The organism is Zoogloea sp. LCSB751, assembly GCF_002028455.1.
Classification (GTDB): domain Bacteria; phylum Pseudomonadota; class Gammaproteobacteria; order Burkholderiales; family Rhodocyclaceae; genus Zoogloea.
Map to the genome: position 1 here is coordinate 1 of NZ_MWUM01000730.1, position 229 is coordinate 229.

Below are 229 nucleotides of genomic sequence, written 5' to 3' on the forward strand. Positions count from 1 at the left end.
CGACATCACCGAATTCCTGGAACTGTTCGATCTGCCGCAAGAAGATCTGCTCGGCTGGCTGAAAAAGGCCAACGACATCTTCAGCGCCATCGAAGATCTGCCGGTGCCGACCCTGTCCGCCATCAAGGGCCACGCCCTGGGCGGCGGCTGCGAGACCATACTCTCCACCGATTTCCGTCTGGCTGACACCACCGCCAGGATCGGCCTGCCCGAGACCAAACTCGGCATC

Annotated in this window: 1 protein-coding gene; it reads left to right on the plus strand. The window is 61.6% G+C overall.

Annotation, left to right across the window (positions count from 1 at the left end):
• Nucleotides 1-229, plus strand: a 229-nt coding sequence (locus B4920_RS28365; protein ID WP_254051090.1) for an enoyl-CoA hydratase-related protein, incomplete at both ends; no start/stop codon positions are given.